This is a genomic window from Bradyrhizobium sp. CCH5-F6 (assembly GCF_001556045.1).
Taxonomy (GTDB): domain Bacteria; phylum Pseudomonadota; class Alphaproteobacteria; order Rhizobiales; family Xanthobacteraceae; genus Bradyrhizobium.
In genome coordinates this window covers 92890-115031 of the sequence record NZ_LSIC01000018.1, presented here as the reverse complement: position 1 = coordinate 115031, position 22142 = coordinate 92890, and the positions used below count along the sequence as shown (strand labels likewise).

Below are 22142 nucleotides of genomic sequence, written 5' to 3'. Positions count from 1 at the left end.
TTTCGGGATGGGCGATAGCGCTGTCCCGAGACCCGCCTTATGTGGAAGTCATCAACGGAGCAGCCACATGTCGCAGAACCAGGCCGTCGCCGCCGGCACAAGGATCGGGCACGTTCATCTCAAGGTCGCCGATCTCGATCGCGCGCTCGGCTTCTATTGCGGCGTGCTCGGCTTCGAGCTGATGCAGCGCATGGGCTCCGGGGCGGCTTTCATCTCGGCCGGCGGCTATCATCACCACATCGGGCTCAACACCTGGGAAAGCAAGGGCGGCTCGCCGCCGCCGCCCGGCACGACCGGGCTGTTTCATACCGCGATCCTGTATCCGACGCGCCCCGCGCTGGCGGACGCACTTCATCGCGTGCTGTCGGCCGGCATTGCGCTGGATGGTGCCAGCGATCACGGCGTCAGCGAGGCGCTGTATTTGCGCGATCCGGACGAGAACGGCGTGGAGTTGTACTGGGACAAGCCCAGGGAGCAATGGCCGTTCGGGGCGGACGGGAAGCTTGCGATGTTCACCAGGCGGCTGGATGTGGAGGCGTTGCTGAAGCAGCGGGAGGGGTGATCTCCGCTCTCTCCTCGTCATTTTTAGGAGCGAAGCGACGAAGCAATCCATCCCTGCACGGCAAGGCTCTGGTTGCTTCGCTGCGCTCGCAATGACGGAGTTTGTTGAGGCGCCGCCGCGTCTATTTCAACTTGGCGGGTGGCCTTCCCCGCACCATGATCAGCGCCGCGGCCATCACCTCCAGCGCGATGCAGAGATAGAACGGCAGCGAATAGCCGCCGGACCAATCGCGCAAGGCCCCGACGACGCCGGGGCCGAACGCATAGGTCACCTGGTTGATCGCGGTGTTCAGGCTGATCAGAACGCCGAACGCGGCGCTGTCGAACTCCTGCTGCACGATCAGCGACGGCAGCGTGATGAGATTTCCGACCGAGAAGCCGAACACCGCGCAGGCCGCGATCAGCACGTAGTCATTGTGCAGGTTGATGACGACGAGAAGAGCCGCCGCCTGGCTGAGGAACGACAGCGCGGAGGCGAGGCGCTGATCGAGGCGGTCGATCACCAACGAGAACAGCACGCGGCCGACCACGGCCATCGCCGTCAGCACCGCGACGGCGACCGCCGCCCGCTCGCGGCCGATCACGGGATCGAGGAACGAGATCAGGTGCACGATGAAGCCGACCTGGGCGAACAGCACCAGGGCGAAGGCGATCGTCACCGTGAGGAAGCCGACGTCGCGCAGCGCCCAGGCGCGAATCTGGGACGAGGATTGCGGTTTGGCTTTCGTCGTCGCGTGCCAGCCATGACGATCGGGCGGGCGGCCGACCACAAGGAGGATGACCGGCACGAGCAGCACCAGCATGGCGCCGGCGGCGGCATACATCGCGCTGGCGAAGCCGACATGGCCGATGAGCGCCACCAGCAGCGGCACGCCGACGATGCCGCCGAAGCTGGCGCCGTTCAGCGCGAGGCTTATCGCCATGCCGCGCTTGTGGTCGAACCACAGGCTGATCGTGTTGGTGATCATGGCGAGGCTGGTGCCGGCCCAGCCGAAGGCCAGCACGGCATTCGCGAGATAAAGCTGCCAGGGCTCGCGCACCGCGCCGATCGCGACCGCGGCCGCCGCCATCGCCAGCGTCCCGGCAATCAGACAGATACGAGGACCGTACTTCCGCACGGCTTCGCCGACGAAGACGACGAGCAGCGCGCCGAACAGGTAGAAGAACGTCGTCCCTGCGGAGATCAGCGTGGTCGGCCAGCCCCGCGCGCGCTGGAGCTCGGCGACGTAGACGCTCTGGCCGTAGAAGCCGAGGCCCCAGCCGAAGGTGGCGAGCAGGAAGCAGACCGCGACGATGCGCCAGCCTTCGTAGCGGGAGGAGGATTCGTCGGTTACGGGCTGTTGAGGATTGTCGAGCATTGCCGCTTACTCCGTCGTGCCCGGGCATAGCCGTCTGAAGGACGGCGTCGCTTCCGCTTGCCTATGCCCAGGCATCCACGCTCTTCCTTCGATGCAGCAAAGACGTGGATGGCCGGGACAAGCCCGGCCATGACGACATCTAACCAACCCTCACCCAAAAATCACTTCGACGGCGATCGAAGCGTCAACGATGCTGACAGCCTCCCGCCAACCTAGACCGCATCCGGGAACTCGCCCATGGCCGCGTCCAGCCGCGCCTTGCGGCGGCGGGCCCAGGAGACCAGCGAGAGCACGGCAAGGCCCAACACAACGGGCGGGAACACCACCAGGTTCACCGCCGACCAGCCGTAATTGGCGAGCAACTGGCCGGAGGAGAACGAGCCGATCGCCATCATGCCGAACACCAGGAAATCGTTGAAGGCCTGCACCTTGTTGCGCTCCTGCGGCCGGTGCGTCTCCAGCACCAGCGCGGAGGCGCCGATGAAGGAGAAATTCCAGCCGACGCCGAGCACGATCAGCGTTGCCCAGAAATGCATCGCGGTGAGGCCGGAGAGGCCGATGCCGGCGGCGCCGGCTTCCAGCAGCAGGCCGGCGGCCACGATTCTGGGCGCACCGAAGCGGGCGATCAGCGCGCCCGTGAAGAAGCTCGGTCCGTACATCGCGACGATGTGCCATTGCAGGCCGAAATTGGAATCGGAAACGCTGAGGCCGCACATCTTCATGGCGAGCGGCGCCGAGGTCATCACCAGATTCATCATGGGATAGGAGATCACGCCGCACAGCGCCGCGGCGATGAAGCGCGGCTGCGTCACGATCGTGAGCAGCGGCCGGCCGCCATGCAGATCGGCCGGCGCGGGCTTGGGCATGTCGACGCCCGCGACGATGCCCATGGCGACGAGCGCCACCGCGGCCTGCACCAGGAAGCTGAAGGCGAACAGATAGGGCGGCCAGACATCCATGGTCCATTGCACGAGCTGCGGACCGAGCACCCCGGCGAACACGCCGCCCGCCATCACCCAGGACACCGCCTTCGGGCGGTAGGCCGCGCTGGCGCCGTCGGCGGCGGCGAAGCGGTAGGACTGCGCCACGGCGCCGTAGAGGCCGCCGAGGAAGGTCGCGGCACAGAACAGTGCGAACGAGCCATGCAGGATCGCGAGCGAGCCGAGCAGGCCGGTGAGCGTGCCGAGACCCGTGCCGATGACGAAAGCCACGCGGCGACCGAAGCGGCGCGAGATCGCGCCGGTCGGCAGCGTGCCGGCAGCGAGCCCCACCACATACATCGAGATCGGCACGGTCGCGAACGAGATGTCCGGCGCGAGCGTAGCGCCAACGATCGCACCGGTGGCGAAGATCACCGCCGAATTGGCGCCGGTCAGCGCCTGAGCGGCGGCAAGGCGCACCACATTGGCACGCGCGCGGGTATCGTCGGCGATCTCATTGACAGCAGTCACGTCCAGCATCGGCATTTCCGCCCCAAGGGCTCACGAGGGCTCTATTGATTCCCGGCACTATGGAGGGGCGCGGAAAGGCGGGCAACCGGCGCAAACGGGCGCAGGCCATGCCCCCGACGCAATCGAACAGATGATAACGGGCTGCACCCTTGACGGCTTGAGTTCGATCAAATCCTATCCGCCGCGACTTGCTGGAGTTTCGTTCATGACCGTCGACGACAGGCCCACGCTCAGCGCTCCCGACGACGATCCCTGGCTGTGGCTGGAGGAGATCGAGGGCACGCAGGCGCTCGATTTCGTCGGGAGGCAGAGTCAACTCACGCTCGCCGCATTCGGCGGAGCGGCCTTCGAACGCGATCGCGACATCCTCGCAGCGATCTATGACCGTCCGGACAACATTCCCTATGTCAGCCGGCGCGGCAACGATCTCCACAATCTCTGGAAGGATGCCAGCAACCCGCGCGGCCTGTGGCGGCGGACGACGCTGGCGGAATTCCGCAAACCCGATCCGGCATGGGAGACCATGCTGGACATCGACCAGCTCGCGGCGAGCGAAGGCGAGGACTGGCTGCTCAGCGGTATCGCCACGATGCCGGGAAGCTCGCGGGCTATCCTGAGCCTGTCGCGCGGCGGCAGCGACGCCGTCACCTTGCGGGAATTCGACCTCGCCGCGAAGAGCTTCGTGCCGAACGGCTTTGCGCTGCCGGAAGCCAAGGGCGGCGTCGACTGGCTCGATGCCGACACGCTGCTGCTGTCGAGCGCGCACGGCGAGAGCATGGCCACGAGCTCGGGATATGCGCGGACCGTTCGCCTCTGGCGGCGCGGCCAGCCCGTCGATCAGGCGCAGGTGATCATCGAGACCGCGGCCGATCACATGACGATCCATGGCAGCGTCGACGACACCGGTGCGGCACCGCGCGTCTGGATCATCGACCAGATCGACTTCTTCAATCATGCGGTCTGGCTCCGCGATGCGAGTGATGCGACGACGAAGCTCGATCTGCCGACCGGAATCTGGATGCAGGCGCACGGCGACTGGTTCGCGATGAAGCTGCGCAAGGACTGGACGGTCCAGGGCCGGACCTATGCCACCGACACCGTGCTCGGCATCTCGCTCCCGGCGTTCCTTGCCGGCAGCCGCGATTTTGCGATCCTGTTCGAGCCCGCACCGCGACGCGCGCTGCAGGGTTTGTTCTGGGCGGCCGGACAGCTGGTGCTCTCGATCCTCGACGAGCTCAAGCCGTATTTCGAGATCTGCACGCCATCCGGGACGGGCTGGAGCCGCAAGGCGCTTTCCGGCCTGCCGCAGATCGGCGTCGTCGACGTCTGGCCGCTCGATCGCCATCCCTCCGAGAGCAATGGCGACCTGCTCGCCAATGTGCAGGATCCGCTCACGCCACCCTCGCTGCTGCTGATCGAGCGCGGCGTCGCCAGCCCGGCCGTACTGAAGCAGGCGCCGAAGACGTTCACCGCCGACGGGCTCAAAGTGACCCAGCACGAGGCGATCTCGATCGACGGCGAACGCATTCCCTATGTGCAGACCGGGCCGGCCGGCGAGACCGGCGATGCGCCGGTCTATATGAGCGCCTATGGCGGCTTCGGGCTTGCCGTGAAGCCGTACTACAACGCCTCGCTCGGCAAGCTGTGGCTGGAGCGCGGCGGCACCACGGTGCAGGCGAATTTGCGCGGCGGCGGCGAGTTCGGCACGCGCTGGCACGATGCCGGCCGTCTCGCCGGCAAGAAGCTGTCGCATGACGATTTCGCCGCGGTCGCGGCCGATCTGGTCCGCCGCGGCGTGACGCAGCCGAAGCGCATCGCGGCGCAGGGCGGATCGAACGGCGGCATCCTCATCACCAACATGCTGGTGCGCTATCCCGAGCGCTTCGGCGCGCTGTTCTGCACCATCCCGCTGATCGACATGCGCCGCTACACGAAGCTGCTCGCGGGCGCGAGCTGGATCGCGGAATATGGAGACCCCGACAAGCCCGAGGAATGGGAGTGGCTGAAGACCTATTCGGCCTATCACAACGTCAGGCCCGGTCAGGCCTATCCACCGATCCTGATCGCCACAACGCGGCGCGACGACCGCGTCCATCCCGGCCACGCGCGCAAGATGGCGGCCAAGCTCCAGGCGATGGGCTTTGAAGCCTGGCTCTACGAGCCGGAAGCCGGCGGCCACGGCTACGGCAAGGACAACAAGGAGCGCGCCGGCTTCGAAGTGCTGGGCTTCCGGTTCTTGAAGGAGAAGATCGGGTGGAAGGATGTGGAGGCGTGAGGCGCCTTGTGAAAGGTGATAGCCACGGGCGGCCCTTGCCTCTCCCGCAAGCGCAGGGCCATCGCATATGGCTCGTTGCGGCGGCCTGCGCGCACGCCTCGTTCTTCGAGACGGCGCTCACGCGCCTCCTCAGGATGAGGCTCATCAACGTCGGTGCCCGTTGAAACTGCAGCCAAGCACTCTGTCCTCATCCTGAGGAGCCCGCCAAAGCGGGCGTCTCGAAGGATGGCCGCAGGGAAAAGCTCTCATATGCGATAGCCCTGCCCGCAAGCGGGGGAGGGAGCGGACCGCCTTCGTGGCGCGCCACTTGAGGCCTAAGCCAGCAAGGCCTCAGCGCGAAAACACCAGCGTGAGATTGTTCGCGGGCATTTCGGTGGTGTCGACGAGACGAAGGCTTGCGCCTTTCGCCAGCGCCTCGACATCGGCGATGTCGCGCACGCCCCATTCGGGATTGCCTTCGCGCAAGGAGGTGTCGAACACAGCATTGCTGAGCGCGGTGTGCTTGCCGTCGCGCTTGAAGGGGCCGTAGAGGAACAGCTTGCCGTCGGCGCGGAGATAGCGACCGGCGCCGGCGAACAGGCCTTCGGCCACGGCCCAGGGCGCGATGTGGATGACGTTGGCGCAGAACACGGCCGCAAGGCTCGTCGGCCCCTGCCCGCCTTTCATCTCCGGACACCAGTCGGGATCGGTGAGGTCGATCCGCAGGGGCGAGCGGATGTTCGGCTGGCCCGCATGCACGCGCCAGGCCTCGATGCTCTTGAGGTGACGCTGGTTGAGGTCGCTTGGCCACCAGACCAGGCCAGGCGTGTAGCGGGCGAAATGAACCACGTGCTGGCCGGTTCCACTGCCGAGTTCCACCACGTTGCCGGTCGCGCCGGCGAGATGCTTCTCCAGCGCCGCCCAGATCGATTCGTGATTGCGATGGAAGGCCGGTGCGTCGAGCCGGCCATCCGGCTCGACTCGTCCGCCGTCCCTGCCAAATTCGACGACATATTCAGCCAAGTGACGTCCCCAAAAATGTGAATCAGAAAAGACGGCCATGACGGCCGAACGCTCGAGAATAATCTGCTAGCTGCAGCCCATCTGCTGAACGAAACTATCTCATCGGTTGCAATGCGCGGGATATTAACCCCATTTTGCCCCGTGCATAGTCTTGATTGTCAGGCGATGCCCTTTGTGCTTTTGAACAATTCCATAAATGAGATCATCGACATAACGCTTCAGGACGATGCCTTGACCGTCTTTCCTTGCAAGCCCGCCCTGCTTGTCGCGTTGGCCCTCCTCGCCGGCGCGGCCGTGGCTCCGGCGGTGGCGCAGTCCGCCGCGACTGAAGGCCGGAAGCTCGCTTTCGACCGCGGCAAGGGCAATTGCCTGACCTGCCACGTCATCAAGGGCGGCGACCTGCCCGGAACGATCGGGCCTGAACTGAAGGACATCAAGGAAAAATATCCCGACCGCAACGAGCTGTTCGCCGTCATCTTCGACGAAACCAAGCGCAATCCGCAGACCATGATGCCGCCGTTCGGCCGAAACCGGATTTTGACCGACCAGGAGATCAACGCGATCGTTGATTTTCTGCAGACCCTGTAACGGCCGCCAGGAGAACCCAGATGACCACGACCACCGGCCCTCATCCGACGCGGCGCCTGATCCTTCAAGGCGCGGCCAGTGTCGCGCTGCTCGGTCTCGGCAATCTGCCGTTCGGGGCCGCTCCCGCCCGCGCCGCAGCCAACGACAAATATCCGGAAGAGGCGTTCAAGCAGAAGAACGAGGCCGACGCGATCAAGGCACTCTATGGCAGGACCGCGGAGCCGTCGGACAAGGTGAAGCTGGATGCGCCGGAGATCGCCGAGAATGGCGGCGTGGTGCCGGTGTCGGTGACGACGTCACTCGACAAGGTCACCTCGATCTCGTTCTTCGTGGCCGAGAACCCGAACGCGCTCGCGGCAAGCTACAAGATTCCCGATGGCACGATCCCTGCTGTCGCCAACCGGCTGAAGATGGCCAAGACCACCAGATTGACCGCGATCGTGGAAGCCGACGGCAAGCTCTACAGCGCGACCAAAGAGGTCAAGGTCACCGTCGGCGGTTGCGGCGGTTAAGCGAGGCATTTCGACATGGCATCCAGCATTCGCGTACGCGCGACATCCAACGGCGACATCACCGAGGTGCAGACGCTGATCCAGCACCCCATGGACACCGGCCTGGTCAAGGATTCCAGGGGCGAGCCGATTCCGGCGCACTTCATCCAGGAGCTGAAGTTCGAATGTAACGGCAAGGACGTCTTCGTCGCCAATTGGGGCACTGCGGTCTCCAAGGACCCTTACGTCAAGTTCAGCTTCAAAGGTGCCAAGAAGGGCGACGAGCTCAAGATCTCCTGGACCGACAACAAGGGTGCGTCGGATACGACCACCGCCAAGATCGCGTGATGAAGGCCCGCCTCTCGCTCCTGCTCGGCTCGGTGTTCGTCGCGCTCGTCGCATTCGCAACTGCGTCTCCGCGCGTGGTCGCCGCGGACAAGGTCGATCCCGTCGCCGACGCCAGGGCGTTCCAGAACTTCTTCTTCCAGAAGTTTCCGAACGTGAAGCACGAGGATTTCGTCAACGGTCCTTATTCCATGAACGAGGACATGAAGCGGCAATGGCAGGAGAAGGAAGAATTCCCGCCCTACGAGTTCGCGCTCGACGCCGGCAAGGAGATGTTCTCCACCCCGTTCAAGAACGGCAAGACCTATGCCGACTGCTTCCCGAATAACGGCATCGGCATTCGCCAGAACTATCCGTATTTCGACACCCGGGAAGGCAAGGTCGTCACGCTCGAGCTCGCGCTCAACCGCTGCCGCGAGGCCAATGGCGAAGCGCCCTATTCCTACGTCAAGGACGAGATGGCCTCGCTCACCGCCTACATGGCCTACACTTCGCGCGGCAAGCCGATGGACATCAAGATTCCCGATGACCCGCGGGCGCTCGAAGCGTTCGAGAACGGCAAGCGCTATTTCTACACGCGGCGCGGACAGATGAATTTCTCCTGCGCGAGCTGCCACGTGCAGAGCCCGGGCGAACGCATCCGCGCCGAGGTTCTGGCGCCTGCGCTCGGCATCCTCAATGCGATGCCGATCTACCGCTCCGAATGGAGCGGCATGGGCACCATCAGCCGCCGCTTCGTCACCTGCAACAGCCAGACCCGCGCGGTTCCGCTGGAGCCGCAATCGGACGAATATCGCGACGTCGAATATTTCCTGTCCTACGTCGCCAACGGCCTGCCGATCTCCGGGCCGGGAGCACGGCCATGAAGCGGTCACTTGCTCTCGCCATGCTGCTTGTCTTGAGCCTTGCGCCATCCGCGCGCGCGGCAAACGAGGCGGACTACAAGGCGGCCTATGCCGCCGCCGAAGCCGCCTCCAAGGAAGCAGCCGGCATGCGCAATCAATGGACGGTGACCGTATCCGCGTTGGCAGCAGCCAAGAAGGCTGCCGACAGCGGCGATTTCGACCGTGCGGTTGCAGCAGCCAAGGAGGCCGAGGCGCTGGCGAAGGCGTCGATCTTCCAGGCCACGTCCGAAAAAGAAGCCTGGAAGGCGATGGAAATCCGCTAGACTGCGCCTGAGTGGAATAGTCCTACGATCACGAGAGGCGCGGAGAATTCTTGGATGGCGATCCGCCGCCGCGATTTCCTGAAAAGTGCAGGCCTTGCCGCCGCAACGCTCGGCCTGCCGCGGCTGGCCCGCGGCACCGAGACCGCGAGCATCTACGACATCGAGCGGTTCGGCAACGCGCGGATCCTGCACATCACCGACACGCACGCGCAGCTCAATCCGGTCTATTTCCGTGAGCCCAGCGTCAATATCGGCGTCGGCGAGATGGCGGGGCGGCCGCCGCATCTGGTCGGACAGGCATTCCTGGAGCGGTTCGGCATCCGTCCCGACAGCGCTGATGCCTACGCTTTCACCTGCCTCGATTTCGAGAAGTCCGCGGGACGCTTCGGCAAGCTCGGCGGCTTTGCCTATCTCAAAACCCTGGTCGACCGCTTGCGCAGCGATGTCGGCGAGAAGCGCTCCCTGCTGGTCGATGGCGGCGATCTCTGGCAGGGCACCGGCCTTGCCAACGTCATGGAGGGCCGCGACATGGTCGAGGTGGCCAACCTGCTCGGCATCGAGGCGATGACCGGGCACTGGGAGTTCACCTATGGCGAGCAAATGTTGCGCGACAATCTCGAGCGCTTCAAGGGCGAGTTTCTGGCGCAGAACGTGTTTCTGACCGAGGAAGCCGCGTTCAACGACGCCCCTGCCTTCGACAAGGCCACGGGGCGCGTCTTTAAGCCCTCGATGATCCGGGACCTCGGCGGCCATCGCGTCGCGATCGTCGGCCAGGCCTTCCCTTACGTACCGATCGCGCATCCCAAACGGTTCACGCCGGACTGGACCTTTGGCATCCGCGAGGAAGAGTTGCAGAAGCACGTCGACTCCCTGCGCAAGGCCGACAAGGCCGATGCCGTCATTCTGCTGTCGCACAACGGAATGGATGTCGATCTCAAGCTTGCAAGCCGCGTCACCGGGATCGACGTCATCCTCGGCGGCCACACCCATGATGCCGTGCCGCAGCCGATTGCCGTGAAGAACGCCGGCGGCACCACGCTCGTCACCAATGCCGGCTCAAACGGGAAATTCCTGGCCGTGCTCGATCTCGCGATCGACAAGGGCAAGGTCAGCGACATTCACTATCATCTGCTGCCGGTCTATTCCGAACTGCTGAAGCCGGACGCTGCCATGGCCGAGTTGATCGGGCGGCTACGCGCGGCGCATGTGAGCGACTGGTCGGAGAAGATCGCAACGCCGGACCGCCTGCTCTATCGGCGCGGCAATTTCACAGGAACCGTCGACGAACTGATCTGCACCGCGCTGCGTAGCGAGCTCGATGCCGAAATCGCGCTATCGCCGGGCTTCCGCTGGGGCGTCACCGCGCTGCCGGGCCAGCCGCTGACCATGGAGGATCTGCTCGCGGAAACCGCGATCACCTATCCCGAGACCTATGTGCAGGAGATGACCGGCGCACAGATCAAGGACGTGCTGGAGGACATCTGCGATAATCTCTTCAACGCCGACCCCTACTACCAGCAGGGTGGCGACATGGTGCGCACCGGCGGGCTCAGCTATACCTGCACGCCGGATGCTGCGATCGGGGCACGTATCTCCGAACTGAAGCTCAGTAACGGCAAGGCACTCAACGCCGGCCACCGCTACAAGGTCGCTGGCTGGGCCTCGGTCAACGGCCAGCAGGGCGCGCCGGTGTGGGAGGTCGTCGGCAAACATCTGCGCTCTGGCCGGACCATGCCGGAGCGGCTCGGCTCCGGCGTCACGCTGAAAGGCGTCGAGGGCAATCCAGGCATTGCGGAACAGGGATGATGTGGCTGCGACTCTCATCCGCGATCATGCTGGCACTGCTCCTCTGGGCAGCGATTGCGCCGGCTCGTGCGCAGCAGGTGCCACTCCAGGACAAGCCGTTCGCGGAGCACAAGGTCGTGCTCCAGCTCTCCGACGGCGATCCGAAGAAGCAGGCGCTGGTGCTCAGCGTCGCCAACAATCTGCTGAGGGCCTATGACCCCGACAAGATCGCTATCGAGGTGGTGGCGTTCGGTCCCGGCATCGACTTGCTTCTTGCCGGCGGCGAGCGCCGCAAGCAGGTCGAGAGCCTGATCGCACAGGGTGTGCGCTTCGACATCTGCCTCAACACCCTCGATACGATCGAGCGGGAGACCGGAAAGCGGCCGGAGTTCATCCCGGCCGCCACGCCGGTGCAGGTGGGAGTTGGGCAAATCCTGTTCCTGGCGGAGAACGGGTACACATTGGTGAGGCCGTAGGATTATTCCGTGCCACGGCGCCCCACGTGCTCAGTGTCATTCCCCGCGAAAGCGGGAATCCAGTACTCCGCAGCGTCTCCGTATCTCACTTCGGCCTCTGGAATACTGGATCGCACGCCTTCGCGGGCGATGACAGCTGGGCGTGAGGCAATGGCATGGCCGACCATCTCCTATACCCGCACCGCAACAAGAATCTTCCAGATCTTCCTGCCCAGACAGTGAATTGCTTCTCTTTTTTGCCGGGAACGTAGTAGAATCGTCGAAATCAGTTCCAATGCCGGACTTCCTGCCATGATCTTTCGCCAGCTCTTCGACAGCGTTTCGGGCACCTACAGTTATCTGCTTGCGAGCCGCCCCGGCGGCGAGGCGCTCATCCTCGATCCCGTGCTGGAGAAGGTCGATCGCTACTGCCAATTGCTGCGCGAGCTCGACCTCAAGCTGGTGAAGGCGGTGGACACGCATCTGCATGCCGACCACGTCACCGGCCTCGGCGAGCTGCGCGACCGCACCCATTGCATGACCGTGATGGGCGACCAGACCAAGGCCGACGTGGTCGCCATGCGGGTCGCGGACGGCGACAAGGTGACGATCGAGGGCCTCTCGCTCGACGTGATGTACACGCCCGGACACACCGACGATTCCTATTCCTATCTGATGGGCGACCGCGTCTTCACCGGCGACACGCTGCTGATCCGCGGCACCGGGCGCACCGACTTCCAGAATGGCTCGTCGCGCGCGCAATACGACTCGATCTTCAACCGCCTGCTCAAGCTGCCGGACGAGACGATGGTGTTCCCCGCACATGACTACAAGGGCGACACCGTCTCCACCATCGGTGAGGAAAAGCGCTACAATCCGCGGCTCCAGGTACGCTCGGTCGAGGAATATATCGAGCTGATGGCCAATCTGAAGCTGCCCAATCCGAAGATGATGGACGTGGCAGTGCCCGCCAACATGCATGTCGGCCTGCACCAGGAAGAGCTCGAGAAGGAGGGCCGCGCGCTAAGCCCGACCGAGGCGATCCGTTCGCTGGGCCGTCCCGACATCCTGCTGGTCGATCTGCGCGAGAGCAACGAGCGCGCCAAGCACGGCACGCTCGAAGGTGCGCTGCATACGCCCTACCAGTCCGTGGAGGAGAGCCTCAAGCCCGGCGGCATGTTGCGCGAGGTCGCGGCTGCCACCGGCCGCCGCGTGGTGTTCTTCTGCGCCTTCGGTGAACGCTCGGCGATGGCGGTGGCCGCCGCCAAGGCGGCCGGCCTGTCCAACACCGCGCACATTGCCGGCGGCATCGACGCCTGGAAGAAGGCAGGCGGGCCGGTGCTGCACTGAACGGCCATCGGCTTGCGATAGGTCAGGCGCTGCAAGCACTTTCCGGATAGGATCGGGTTCAGCATCACCATCCGGGACCAATCATGGCCAAGACTGGCAAGCCGAGCGAGCCGCCCAAGACCACCGAGAACAGGTCGGCGGACGACAAGGCGAAGAAGCCTCTGCCGCCGCGCGAGCTCGATGACGACGATTACGAAGACGGCGATATCGCAACGCCGAAGCGCGACCGCTACGGGCCGGATGACGAGCCGTTGTGAGGCGACGCCAGCCGATTGAATGCAGGCTGGCACAACCTCCTCCAATGCGTCGAGGTAGAGGCATCACGGCACCCTCACGCCGCGCCCGCACTACCAGCCATGCGCCTGCGTTCATGGACAAATAACCGCTCTCCCCGATAGTTTGCGCCTCCATCGGGAGTGAAACGGAACTGCAATGGTCGACGTTCTCGCCGCACCGCAGCAAGGCAAGGCGGACAGCGCGCTACGCACGCTGACGGGAATTTCGATCGCGCATTGGGTCAGCCATTTCCATCTCCTGGTGCTGCCGATGCTGTTCCCGTTTCTCAAGAGCCAGCTCGGCGTCGGCTATATCGAGCTCGGCTTCGCGCTCACCGTGTTTGCGGTGGTGTCCGGCCTGACGCAGGCGCCGACGGGCTATCTGGTCGACCATTTCGGTGCGCGCAGGATTTTGCTGGCCGGGCTGACGCTCGGCGGTGTCGCGCTGATCCTGCTCGGGCTGCACCTCAGCTACGCCTCGCTGATCGCCTGCGCCGTGCTGCTCGGCCTCGCCAACAGCGTCTACCATCCCGCCGACTACGCGATTCTGGCCGAACACATGGACGAGGCGCGGATGGGTCGCGCGTTCTCGATCCACACCTTTGCCGGCTTTCTCGGCGGTGCGGTGGCGCCGGCCATCGTCGCAGCGCTCGTCACCTTGTCCGGTGGCGCTGGGGCGCTGATCGCGTCCGGCGCGATTGGTATAGCAGTGGCGCTGTTGCTGATCGTCATGAACATTCCGGACGCCGGCGCGCATAAGAACAAGCCCGGCAACGCGACCGCACCGAGACAGGCCGTCATCACGCCGGCGCTGATCACGCTGACCGCGCTGTTCATGCTGCTGAGCCTGTCCGTCGCCGGCATCAACAATTTCGGCGTGGTGGCGCTGATGAGCGGCTACGGCGCCTCTTACTCCGCCGCCAACATCGCGCTGACGGCGTTCCTGGGCGCCAGCGCCATCGGCGTGCTCGCAGGTGGCTTCCTCGCCGACCGCACCGAGCGTCACGGCTATGTCGCGGCTGCCTGCTTTGCGGCGAACGCCGCAATCGTGCTGCTGATTGCGCTGGTGACGCTGCCGGGCTGGGCGCTGACCGCCACGATGGCGACCGCGGGCTTCCTCTCCGGCGTGATCGCGCCCTCGCGCGACATGCTGGTGCGCAACGCGGCGCCTCCCGGCGCGGCCGGGCGCGCTTTCGGCATCGTCTCCACCGGTTTCAATCTCGGCGGCATCGTCAGCCCGCTGCTGTTCGGCTGGATCATGGACCAGAGCGCGCCGCATTGGGTGTTCGGCGCGTCCGTGATCTTCATGGTCGCGACGGTGGTGCTGTCGCCGTTCACGGAACGGAAGCCAGCGAAGGCGTAGCTACAAACTCAACTGTCGTACCTGCGAACGCAGGGACCCATAACCACAGGGAGCAATCGTCGCGCGAAGTTGGTAACTCCGGGTCTTCGCAAAACATCTGCCTGTGGTTATGGCGACGAACGCAAGCGCTCGCGCAGGGGTCCCGGATCTGCGCTTCGCTTGTCCGGGACGACGGATAGAGAAAAGCAAAACAACAAAACGGGAAGAAACACCATGAGCAATCCTGATCTCGTGATCCGCGGCGGCACCGTCGCGGATGGAAGCGGCGGCACGCTGTTCGAGGCTGATGTCGCCATTACCGGCGGCAAGATCAGCGAGGTCGGGACGGTCTCCGCGAAGGGCAACGAAGAGATCGACGCGCGCGGCAAGCTGGTGACGCCGGGTTTTGTCGACGTTCACACGCACTACGACGGCCAGGTCACCTGGAGCCAGGACATCACGCCGTCCTCGCAGAACGGCGTCACCACGGCGATCATGGGCAATTGCGGCGTCGGCTTTGCGCCATGCAAGCCTGATGACCACACCCGCCTGATCCAGCTCATGGAGGGCGTCGAGGACATTCCGGAGCCGGTGCTGAGTGCCGGCATTCCGTGGGCCTGGGAGAGCTTTCCGGACTACATGGACTGGCTCTCGAAGCGCGATTTCGACATCGATGTCGGCGCGCAATTGCCGCATGCGGCGTTGCGCGTCTACGTCATGGGCGAGCGCGGCGCGCGCCGCGATCCCTCGACCGCGGAGGACAATGCGGCGATGGCGAGGCTCGCGGGCGAGGCGGTACGCTCGGGCGCGCTCGGCTTCTCGACGTCGCGGACGCTCAACCACCGCACCTCGACCGGCGATTTCACGCCGACTCTGAAAGCAGGAGAGGACGAGCTCACCGCCATTGCCGGCGCGATGCACCGGCAGGGCCGCAGCGTGCTGCAATTCGTGCTCGACCTCTCCACCATCCATGAAGACCTGCCGATGATGCTGCGGGTCGCAGATAGCACGAAGTGCCCGATCTCGTTCTCGATCACGCAGAACGACAAGGCACCTCAGCGCTGGCGCCAGACGCTCGACGAGATCAACGCGGCAGCCAAGCGCGGCCTCTCCATCACGGCGCAGATCGCGGCGCGGCCCGTCGGCCTCTTGCTCGGACTCGAGCTGTCGCGCAATCCGTTCCAGACCCATCCGAGCTACAAGGCGATCGCGCATCTACCGTTGCAGGAGCGGCTGGCGAGGCTGCATCAACCGGAGGTGCGCAAGGCGATCCTGAGCGAGACGGCGACCGCGACCGACGATCCGCTGTTCTTCCGCCCCAACTACGACAAGATGTTCCTGCTCGGCGATCCCCCCGATTACGAGCAGCCGCCGGAGAACGCGCTGGGGCCGCAGGCGCGCAGGCAGAGGCGTCAGCCGGAAGAGCTCGCCTATGACGCCATGCTGTCGGACGAGGGCCGCGGCATGCTCTACGTGCCATTCCTGAACTATTCCGACGGCAATCTCGATGCGACACGCGAGATGCTGCTCGATCCGCAATCGGTGCCGGGCCTGTCCGACGGCGGCGCGCATTGCGGCATCATCTGCGATGCGAGCTTCCCGACCTATCTGCTGACGCACTGGACGCGTGACCGCAAGCGCGGCGAGAAGCTCACGATCCCGTTCGTGGTGGCGGCGCAGTCGCGCAAGACCGCGCTCTCGGTCGGCCTCACCGACCGCGGCCTGATCGCGCCCGGCTACAAGGCCGACGTCAACGTGATCGACTACGACCGCCTGCATCTGCATCCGCCGAAGGTGCATTACGATCTGCCGGTCGGCGGACGGAGGTTGCTGCAGGATGTCGACGGCTACGACGCGACCATCGTGTCAGGCGTGGTGACGCGGCGAGATGGCGAGGCGACGGGGCGTCGCCCAGGCAAGCTGATTCGTGGCGCGCAGGAAGTGAATTAGGCGATGCGGCCGCCTTGCTTACCCTCCCCTCCAGGGCAGGGTAAGAAAGCATCGCCTTACGTCGGCGACACCGCGCCCTTCAGTGCCGCCTGCGGAGCGGCACCGCGCGTCAGCCTGGCCCTCTCCGTGTTCGGCCAGAGCAGGAGCAGACCGAGCAGGCCGGAGCCGACCATGATCGCGGCATTGATGGTGAAGCCCGTCATGTAGCCATCGATCGTGCTGCCGGCACGCTGGATCGTGGCGCCCATCACGGTCGGCGCGATGATGCCGGCCAGTGTGTACAGCGCGCCATAGATCGCGAGAATCGCACCGCGCTGCGAGGTCGGCGTGAATTCGCCGAGCATGGGCGGGCAGACGACATAGATCGCCCCGCACAGGCCCGATCCGACCACGAGCAGCGCGATCTGAAGGCCCGCGCCCTGGACATGCGGCATCATCGCCAGGATCAGCCCGCCGATCACCAACGGAACCGAGCCGAGAACGCCGCGAGCAACACGGGTGTTGTAGCCGCGCGCCATCATCACCTGAGAGATCCAGCCGGTCAGCATGACGATGGTGGCGCCGAACACCCAGGGCAGGATCGAAATCCAGCCGGCCTGGCTCTGGGAGAAGCCAAGCCCCTTGACGATGAACGGCGTGAACCAGGTCAGGCCAAGCGAGAGCGCCCAATAGGCGCCGAAGGTCGCGGCGACGCAGCCGATGAAGGTGCGCGAGGTGAGGAGCTGCAAGTAAGGGATCTTCGGCTCGGCCGCAGCGGAGACTTGCGTGTCCTCCAGCGGCCCTTCCTTGCCGAGCGCGAGCCAGGCCGCAACCCAGATCAGGCCGACGATTCCGAGCGCGCCGAAAGCATAGTGCCAGGAATGGTTGACGATGATCCAGTTCAGCGCCGGCACCGCGAGGATGACGCCGAAAGCAGAACCCTGTGACAGGATCGCGGTCGGCAGCGTACGCTTCTCGTCGGGGAACCATTTGTAGATGGCGTGCGCGGCGACCGAGAAGGCCGGGCCTTCGCCGGCGCCCAGCACGATGCGGCAGATCAGGAGCGTGGTGAAGGAGACGGTGCCGACCATCGGAAATTGCGCCAGCGCCCAGATGACGGCCAGAGCAAGCAGCACCCAGCGCGTCGGCACCTTGTTGACGATGAAGCCGACCACGATGGCCGAGATCGAGAACAGGAAGAAGAACGAGGACCCGAGCAGGCCGAATTGTTCGGCGCTGAGCTTCATGTCGGTCATGATCGGCACGCCGGCAAGACCGACGACGATCTTGTCCGCGAAGTTCACCACCATGAAGAGAAAGAGGAGAAATGTAATGGTCCAGGCGCCCTTCGGCGTTGCCTTGGATTCCCCTGCCGTCCTTCCCGCCACCGCTGGCGTTCCCTGAGCGCTCATCAATCTCCCCGTATGTCCTTTTGGCACTTTTTTGATTTGGCCATCTTGGAAGCTAACAACGGCTTTGGAGCCAACGCAACGGGCATTTCCACAGCAAGTGTGCTACGCAGCAATTGTGTCAATTTCGTCCGGCGTTATTCATCGTGCTGAGCATCAAGAATCTCTCCAAGACGTTCTCCTCGGCCGGTGAGCCGGTCCACGTGCTGCGCGGCGTCGATCTCGAACTCAGCGCCGGCGAGCGCGTCGCACTGACAGGCGAGTCCGGCAGCGGCAAGAGTACATTGTTGCACCTGATCGCCGGGCTCGACGCCGCCGATGGCGGCACGATCCGGCTGGCGGACATCGAAGTCACGAAGCTGTCGGACGCGGGGCGCGCGGAGTTGCGGCGCGATCGCATCGGCCTGGTCTTCCAGCAATTCAACCTGATCCCGAGCCTCTCCGTCGCGGACAATCTCGTCTTCCAGGCGCGGATCGCCGGCCGGCATGATACGGCCTGGACCAAGGAGCTGGTCGAGCGGCTCGGACTCGGCGGACTGCTGAAGCGTTATCCAGAGCAAATATCAGGCGGGCAGCAACAGCGGGTCGCGATCGGCCGGGCGCTGGCGACGAAACCCTCGCTGCTGCTCGCGGACGAGCCGACCGGCAATCTGGACGAAGCCACCGCCGAGAACGTGCTGGCGCTGACGCGCGACCTAGTCGCACGCACCGGCTGCGGCTTCCTGATGGTGACGCACAGCCTGCATCTGGCCGCAACGCTCGACCGCCACGTGACCCTGCATGCGGGACGCATTGCATGAGGCGCGCGCTCTGGGTCCTCGCGGTACTGCTCAGCCATTGGCGCCGGCACAAGATGCAGTTCGCCACGCTGCTGATCGGACTGATCGCAGCGACCGCGCTGTGGAGCGGCGTGCAGGCGATCAACCAGCAGGCCCGCAATGCCTATGACCGTGCCGCGGCGACGTTCGGCGGCGTGCGCACGGCGATGCTGGTGGCGCCAGATGCGGCGACCTTTTCCCAGGAGCTGTTCGTCAAGCTCCGGCGCGCGGGCTGGCCGGTCTCGCCGGTGCTGGAGGGGCGGGTCCAGATCAACGGGCGCTCGGTGCGGCTGCTCGGCATCGAGCCGGTGACGCTGCCGGCCGACGTCGGCAACGCGCCGCGGCTCGGCGCCTCGGATCTGAGCAGCTTCGTCGCGCCGCCGGGCCAGACGCTGGTGGCGCGGGAGACGCTGGCCGACTTGCAAGAGGCGGAAGGCGGGGCGCCGGCAATCAGCAATGGCGCAAAGCTGCCGCCGCTGCGCGTGCTGCCGCAGCTCGTGCCCGATGTGCTGGTGGTGGATATCGGCGTGGCGCAGCGGCTGCTCAACAAGCCGGACCAGGTGTCGCGGCTCCTGATCGGCAAGCCGAAGGGCAAGCCGGCGCCGCTGGCCAGCGTCGCTGGCGACCGGTTGCAGCGGGTCGAGCCGGATACCGAAACGGAGCTGGAACGGCTCACCGACAGCTTTCATCTCAACCTCACGGCGTTTGGCCTGCTCTCGTTCTTCGTCGGGCTGTTCATCGTCAACTCGGCCGTCGGGCTCGCCTTCGAGCAGCGGCTGCCGATGCTGCGGACCTTGCGCGCCTGCGGCGCGTCGGCGCGGTTGGTCAACACGGCGCTGGTGGTCGAGCTGGTGGCGCTGGCGCTGGTCGCCGGGCTGATCGGACTCGTCTGCGGCTATTTCATCGCCGCCGCACTCTTGCCCGACGTGGCGGCGTCGCTGCGCGGGCTCTACGGCGCGCAGATCCCGGGGCAGCTCGGCTTGCGGGGCGAATGGTGGCTGGCCGGCATCGGCATCAGCATTGCCGGCGCGCTGGTGGCGGCCGCGACCAGCCTGATCAAGGCGATCAGGATGCCGGTGCTCGCGACCGCGCAGCCGCGAGCCTGGCAGCAGCAACAGCGCCGCTGGCTGGTGCTGCAAAGTGCTGCGGCGTGCATGGTGTTCGCCGTCGCGCTGCTGCTGCTCCAGTACGGTCAATCGTTGATCGCGGGCTTTGGCGTGCTCGCGGCGCTGATGTTGGGTGCGGCGCTGATCCTGCCGGCCTTCCTCGACATCATCCTGCTCATCGGCCAGCGCTTGGCGAAGGGGCCGCTGGCGCTGTGGTTCTGGGCGGACAGCCGGCAGCAGCTCTCCGGATTGTCGCTGGCGCTGATGGCGCTGCTGCTCGCGCTTGCCGTCAATGTCGGTGTGTCCACCATGGTGGAAACGTTCAGCCGCACCTTCATCGGCTGGCTCGACGGGCGGCTTGCCGCCGACGTCTACATCAGCGCGTCCGACAATGCGAAAGGCGTAGCGATCCGGAACTGGCTCAAGGAACGCGCCGAGGTGCAGGCCATCCTCTCGGGCGGACGTGCGGAGGCGCAGGTTTGGGGACAGCCGGTGGAGTTGCTCGGCCTGCCCGATCACGCGCTCTATCGCGAGCGCTGGCCGCTGCTGGAGGCCGCGCCGCAGGCCTGGACCCGGCTCGTGCCGGGCAATGCCGCCTTCATCAGCGAGCAATTGAGCCGCCGGCTGAACGTGCGGATCGGCGACGTCATCGAGGTGCCGGCGCCGGGCGGAACCTGGGAGCTCGACATCGTCGGCATCTATGCCGATTACGGCAACCCCAAGGGGCAGCTCACGGTAAATGTCGCCGCTTTGATCCGGCAGTTTCCGCAGACGCCGCAGACGCGGATCGGCCTGATCGTCGCGAGGGAGAACATCCCCGGCCTGATCGCGGCCTTGCAGACGCAGTTCGGGCTCGACGACCGCAGCGTCGCCGACCAGGCGACGGTGAAGGCGGAGTCGATCCGCATCTTCAAGCGCACCTTCGCGGTGACCTCCGCGCTGAACGCCTTCACGCTCGGCGTCGCCGGCATCGCGCTGCTCACCAGCCTGCTGACGCTGGCAAACTCTCGCCTGCCGCAACTCGCCCCGCTCTGGGCGATCGGCATCACGCGGCCGCGCCTTGCCGCGATCGAGCTGACCAAGACGCTCTCGGTCGCGCTGTTCACGTCGATGCTGGCGGTGCCGCTCGGCCTCATGGTGGCGTGGTGCCTGATCGCCATCGTCAATGTGAAGGCATTCGGCTGGCGGCTGCCGTTCCACGTGTTTCCGCTGCAGCTGGTCGAGCTGGTCGCGGTCGCGCTGCTTGCTTCGCTCATGGCCGCCCTGCTGCCGATGTTGCGGCTGGCGCGGATGCAGCCGGCGAGCCTCGTCAAGGTGTTTGCCAATGAGCGTTGACGCAATCTCGCGGCGCACCTTTGCCGGCGGCATGGCCGCGCTCGCCCTCGCGAACCGCGCCAGCGCGCAGGGCTATGCCGGGCTCGGCGAGACCGCCGACGGCTTTGCGAAAGTGACGCCCGGAAAGCCGTTCAGCTTTCCGGCCGATCACGGGCCGCATCCCGAATTTCGGATCGAGTGGTGGTATCTCACGGCAAACCTCGTCGATGGCAGCGGCGCGGCGTGCGGCCTGCAATGGACGCTGTTCCGTCAGGCGACGCAACCGGGCCCGCAAGGCGAGGGCTGGGCCAACCAGCAGGTTTGGATGGCGCATGCCGCCGTGACACGGGCGGACACCCACCGCTTCAACGAAACGTTTTCACGCGGCGGCGTCGGGCAAGCCGGCGTCACGGCAAAGCCGTTTGCAGCCTGGATCGACGATTGGGAGATGAAAGGATCTGACCGCACCAGCGACAGCACGCTGGCGCCATTGACGTTGAAGGCCTCCGGTACCGACTTCAGCTATGCGCTCATCCTGGAGGCCGATCGTCCGGTGGTGTTGCAGGGTGATCGCGGCTACAGCCGCAAGTCGGAGCGGGGCCAGGCGTCCTATTACTACAGCCAGCCGTTCTACCGCGCGCGCGGCACGCTCACGATCGACGACCAGCAGGTCGATGTCTCGGGCCAGGCCTGGATGGACCGCGAATGGAGCAGCCAGCCGCTCGATGCCGACCAGACCGGATGGGACTGGCTGTCCCTGCATCTCGCGTCCGGCGACAAGCTGATGCTTTACCGGCTGCGTCAGAAGGACGGCCAGAACCATCCGTTCGGCAACTGGATCAGCGCCGCCGGCGAGACGCAGATGATTGCGGGCGGCGATATCCAGATGATTCCGAAGGAGACGGTGGACGTTGCCGGACGCAAGGTACCGGTGGAATGGCAGATCGCGATCCCCTCGCGATCGTTCTCGATTGCCTGCAAACCGCTCAACCCCATGGCCTGGATGGGGACCGGCTTCTCCTATTGGGAAGGACCGATCAGCTTTGCCGGCTCGCATGACGGCGTTGGCTATCTCGAGCTGACAGGGTATTGAAGCGCGACCTCTTGGAAGGGACTAGCG

20 protein-coding genes are annotated in these 22142 nt (G+C 65.3%); 16 read left to right on the top strand and 4 right to left on the bottom strand.

Features of this window, described 5'->3' with window-relative positions; all coding sequences use genetic code 11:
* Nucleotides 1-67: 67 nt before the first annotated feature.
* Nucleotides 68-562, top strand: coding sequence for a VOC family protein (locus AX729_RS04230; RefSeq protein ID WP_061020653.1), 495 nt, complete (start codon nt 68-70; stop codon nt 560-562).
* A gap of 121 nt (nt 563-683) precedes the next feature.
* Here AX729_RS04230 and AX729_RS04225 read toward each other — a convergent pair whose 3' ends face one another.
* Together AX729_RS04225 and AX729_RS04220 are read right to left on the bottom strand one after the other, a co-directional pair.
* The gene (locus tag AX729_RS04225) at nt 684-1919 is read right to left on the bottom strand and encodes an MFS transporter (protein WP_061020652.1); all 1236 of its coding nucleotides are present in this window, start codon (nt 1917-1919) and stop codon (nt 684-686) included.
* A gap of 212 nt (nt 1920-2131) precedes the next feature.
* Nucleotides 2132-3379 (bottom strand): MFS transporter, encoded by a 1248-nt coding sequence (locus tag AX729_RS04220; RefSeq protein ID WP_061020661.1) that lies wholly within the window; start codon nt 3377-3379, stop codon nt 2132-2134.
* Between the two features lie 196 nt (nt 3380-3575).
* Between AX729_RS04220 and AX729_RS04215 the strand changes: the two genes are divergently transcribed.
* Nucleotides 3576-5645: a prolyl oligopeptidase family serine peptidase gene (locus AX729_RS04215; protein WP_061020651.1), complete on the top strand. Its 2070-nt coding sequence runs from the start codon at nt 3576-3578 to the stop codon at nt 5643-5645.
* A 330-nt stretch (nt 5646-5975) separates the two neighbouring features.
* On the opposite strand, the gene AX729_RS04210 is transcribed toward AX729_RS04215, so the two are convergent.
* Nucleotides 5976-6647 carry a DUF938 domain-containing protein gene (locus tag AX729_RS04210; protein ID WP_061020650.1) on the bottom strand — a complete coding sequence of 224 codons (672 nt, stop codon included), beginning with the start codon at nt 6645-6647 and terminating at the stop codon, nt 5976-5978.
* 231 nt (nt 6648-6878) lie between these two features.
* Between AX729_RS04210 and soxX the strand changes: the two genes are divergently transcribed.
* The 11 genes from soxX to AX729_RS04155 all read left to right on the top strand — a co-directional run bounded on the left by soxX (nt 6879) and on the right by AX729_RS04155 (nt 16396).
* Nucleotides 6879-7235 (top strand): sulfur oxidation c-type cytochrome SoxX, encoded by a 357-nt coding sequence (soxX, locus tag AX729_RS04205; protein WP_061020660.1) that lies wholly within the window; start codon nt 6879-6881, stop codon nt 7233-7235.
* 20 nt (nt 7236-7255) lie between these two features.
* Entirely contained in the window at nt 7256-7747 is a 492-nt protein-coding gene (gene soxY / locus AX729_RS04200) for a thiosulfate oxidation carrier protein SoxY (RefSeq protein WP_061020649.1), read from the top strand.
* A 15-nt stretch (nt 7748-7762) separates the two neighbouring features.
* Nucleotides 7763-8074: a thiosulfate oxidation carrier complex protein SoxZ gene (soxZ, locus tag AX729_RS04195; protein ID WP_061020648.1), complete on the top strand. Its 312-nt coding sequence runs from the start codon at nt 7763-7765 to the stop codon at nt 8072-8074.
* Complete coding sequence (gene soxA / locus AX729_RS04190) at nt 8074-8937, top strand: sulfur oxidation c-type cytochrome SoxA (RefSeq protein WP_061020647.1); 864 nt, start codon at nt 8074-8076, stop codon at nt 8935-8937. Before soxZ ends, soxA begins: the two co-directional genes overlap by 1 nt.
* Entirely contained in the window at nt 8934-9239 is a 306-nt protein-coding gene (locus AX729_RS04185) for a hypothetical protein (RefSeq protein ID WP_061020646.1), read from the top strand. The genes soxA and AX729_RS04185 overlap by 4 nt, the downstream gene beginning before the upstream one ends.
* A gap of 54 nt (nt 9240-9293) precedes the next feature.
* The gene (gene soxB / locus AX729_RS04180) at nt 9294-11045 is read left to right on the top strand and encodes a thiosulfohydrolase SoxB (protein WP_061020645.1); all 1752 of its coding nucleotides are present in this window, start codon (nt 9294-9296) and stop codon (nt 11043-11045) included.
* Nucleotides 11042-11500: a DsrE family protein gene (locus AX729_RS04175; RefSeq protein ID WP_082770331.1), complete on the top strand. Its 459-nt coding sequence runs from the start codon at nt 11042-11044 to the stop codon at nt 11498-11500. The genes soxB and AX729_RS04175 overlap by 4 nt, the downstream gene beginning before the upstream one ends.
* A gap of 291 nt (nt 11501-11791) precedes the next feature.
* Nucleotides 11792-12829: an MBL fold metallo-hydrolase gene (locus AX729_RS04170; RefSeq protein WP_061020643.1), complete on the top strand. Its 1038-nt coding sequence runs from the start codon at nt 11792-11794 to the stop codon at nt 12827-12829.
* Between the two features lie 83 nt (nt 12830-12912).
* Nucleotides 12913-13086: a hypothetical protein gene (locus AX729_RS39380; RefSeq protein WP_061020642.1), complete on the top strand. Its 174-nt coding sequence runs from the start codon at nt 12913-12915 to the stop codon at nt 13084-13086.
* 175 nt (nt 13087-13261) lie between these two features.
* A complete protein-coding gene (locus tag AX729_RS04160; protein ID WP_061020641.1) occupies nt 13262-14467 on the top strand; it encodes an MFS transporter in 1206 nt (401 codons plus the stop codon).
* Nucleotides 14468-14680: 213 nt separating this feature from the next.
* Nucleotides 14681-16396, top strand: a complete 1716-nt coding sequence (locus AX729_RS04155; protein ID WP_061020640.1) for an N-acyl-D-amino-acid deacylase family protein — start codon at nt 14681-14683, stop codon at nt 16394-16396.
* A gap of 56 nt (nt 16397-16452) precedes the next feature.
* Here AX729_RS04155 and AX729_RS04150 read toward each other — a convergent pair whose 3' ends face one another.
* Nucleotides 16453-17787, bottom strand: coding sequence for an MFS transporter (locus AX729_RS04150; protein WP_061020639.1), 1335 nt, complete (start codon nt 17785-17787; stop codon nt 16453-16455).
* A 143-nt stretch (nt 17788-17930) separates the two neighbouring features.
* Between AX729_RS04150 and AX729_RS04145 the strand changes: the two genes are divergently transcribed.
* The 3 genes from AX729_RS04145 to AX729_RS04135 are packed head-to-tail and all read left to right on the top strand — an operon-like array spanning nt 17931 to nt 22115.
* Nucleotides 17931-18584, top strand: a complete 654-nt coding sequence (locus AX729_RS04145) for an ABC transporter ATP-binding protein (protein WP_061020638.1) — start codon at nt 17931-17933, stop codon at nt 18582-18584.
* On the top strand, nt 18581-21043 hold the full coding sequence (locus AX729_RS04140; RefSeq protein ID WP_061020637.1) for an ABC transporter permease: 2463 nt from the start codon (nt 18581-18583) through the stop codon (nt 21041-21043). Before AX729_RS04145 ends, AX729_RS04140 begins: the two co-directional genes overlap by 4 nt.
* The gene (locus AX729_RS04135) at nt 21033-22115 is read left to right on the top strand and encodes a lipocalin-like domain-containing protein (protein ID WP_061020636.1); all 1083 of its coding nucleotides are present in this window, start codon (nt 21033-21035) and stop codon (nt 22113-22115) included. Before AX729_RS04140 ends, AX729_RS04135 begins: the two co-directional genes overlap by 11 nt.
* Nucleotides 22116-22142: the final 27 nt, after the last annotated feature.